Below are 1,636 nucleotides of genomic sequence, written 5' to 3'. Positions count from 1 at the left end.
GTTAGACACCACCCGCTGGCCTGCCTCACGGGTTTTGCACATCAGGAAGTCGGATCGCCCCGGTCAGCTGCGTGGTGTGCCATGGTTGTCGCCAGTGATGATGACCTTGGGCGAGATCAGCGATTACATCGAAGCGCAGATCCTGAAGCAGCGCATGGCTGCGCTCGTGGCCGGCGTGATCAGTGCGGCGGCGGATGGCAATAATCCAAATACAAAGGCGCTGGAAGATCTGTCGCCCGGCGCTTTGGTGACCGTGCCTGAAGGATCAGAGATCAGCTGGACTAGTCCGCCCAAGGTTGATGGCTATGCCGAATTCATCAAGCAGGCTGTCGCGATGATCGCGGTCGGCATTGGTATCACTTACGAATCTCTCTCGGGTGATCTGAGCCAAGTCAATTTTTCATCGGCGCAGATGGGTCACATGGTGATGGATCGCAACGTCGAGATTTGGCAGATCATGCTGGTCAACCAATTCTGCGAAGGGGTCGAGCGCTGGCTGATCGACGCATGGAAGTTGATGCCAACCAATCCGAAGAAGTCGTTCACGCTGGATTGGACAGCGCCCCGCCGTCCTTTGATCAACCCGCGCAACGATATCCCGGCGATGGTTGATGAGATTGACGCAGGGTTATCCAGCCGTCAGCGCAAGCAGCGCCAGCTGGGGCTGGATCCTGCGACGATCCGCCGGGAACGGGTTGAAGACATGAAGGCCGATCGGGATGCGGGCCTAACCCCTATCGTTCCGAAGTCTGAAAGCACCCCAAAACCCACTGTTGAGCTGGCGCAACCTATTGGTGCCCCCAAGCCCGATGTCACAGGAGTTGAAAAATGAGAAGCGGCACCGACCTGATCCGCAATGGCGAGATCATTTTAAGCGGGACCATCGTCTCGGATAGCGAGGCCGGTTGGTATGGTGAGGGCACCATCCTTGTTTGCCCGCAGATGGTGCGAGATGCGCTGGCTGCGGTGAATGGCACGGTCACAGTCCGGCTTTCGAGCGATGGCGGCGATCCTTTTGCAGGCGAGGCCATTCGGTCGATGATCGCCACGCATCCGGGCGGTGTGGACATGATTGTGGAGGGAATGGCTGCATCTGCAGCGTCGTTGATTTTCATGGGTGCAAGTCGCCGGAAAATGACGGCGGCGTCGATGATCATGATCCACGATCCATCTTCGTTGGTTTACGGCAATGAGGCAGATTTGCTTCATGAAGCGGGTCGTCTTGGGCAGTTGGCAGATACCTACGCTGCTGTTTATGGCCGCGCTGCAGGCATGTCTTCTGCAGATGCTCGCAAAATCATGCAGGCCGAGACCTATCTGAATGCAGAGGAAGCCATCGCTGCGGGCTTTGCGCATGAAGTTCTGGCCGAGCCCAACGCTGACATGCCTGTCGATGCTGTGATGTCGCTGACCAATGCGCGCGCCGCTTTCAACAGCATGGTTGCCACCCGCACGGCAATGTTCGCCCAACAGAATTTGAGTAAGCCCACGGGTATGCTCGATCCTACCGCCGCCGCTGGCGGTGTCATGGCCGTGATGGCCGCAAACACGGAGAGTAAGATGACAAATCCGAATCCGGCGGCACCCGCTGCCGTCACCACGATGGTCGCAACCGCGTCTGTCGATCCACAGGCGA

General features: G+C 58.1%; 2 protein-coding genes. Both read left to right on the top strand.

Annotated features, from left to right (window positions below; genetic code table 11):
* The coding region (locus Q7V20_RS15435; protein ID WP_304792978.1) for a phage portal protein at nucleotides 1-832 on the top strand (832 nt) is incomplete at its 5' end.
* Nucleotides 829-1,636: head maturation protease, ClpP-related (locus Q7V20_RS15430; protein ID WP_304792975.1), on the top strand; the 808-nt coding region annotated here is incomplete at its 3' end. The genes Q7V20_RS15435 and Q7V20_RS15430, both read left to right, overlap by 4 nt.

It is taken from the genome of Aquabacterium sp., from assembly GCF_030652515.1.
Classification (GTDB): domain Bacteria; phylum Pseudomonadota; class Gammaproteobacteria; order Burkholderiales; family Burkholderiaceae_C; genus Aquabacterium.
The sequence above is the reverse complement of the archived record's forward strand: the minus strand, read 5'-3'. Positions and strand labels throughout refer to the sequence as shown.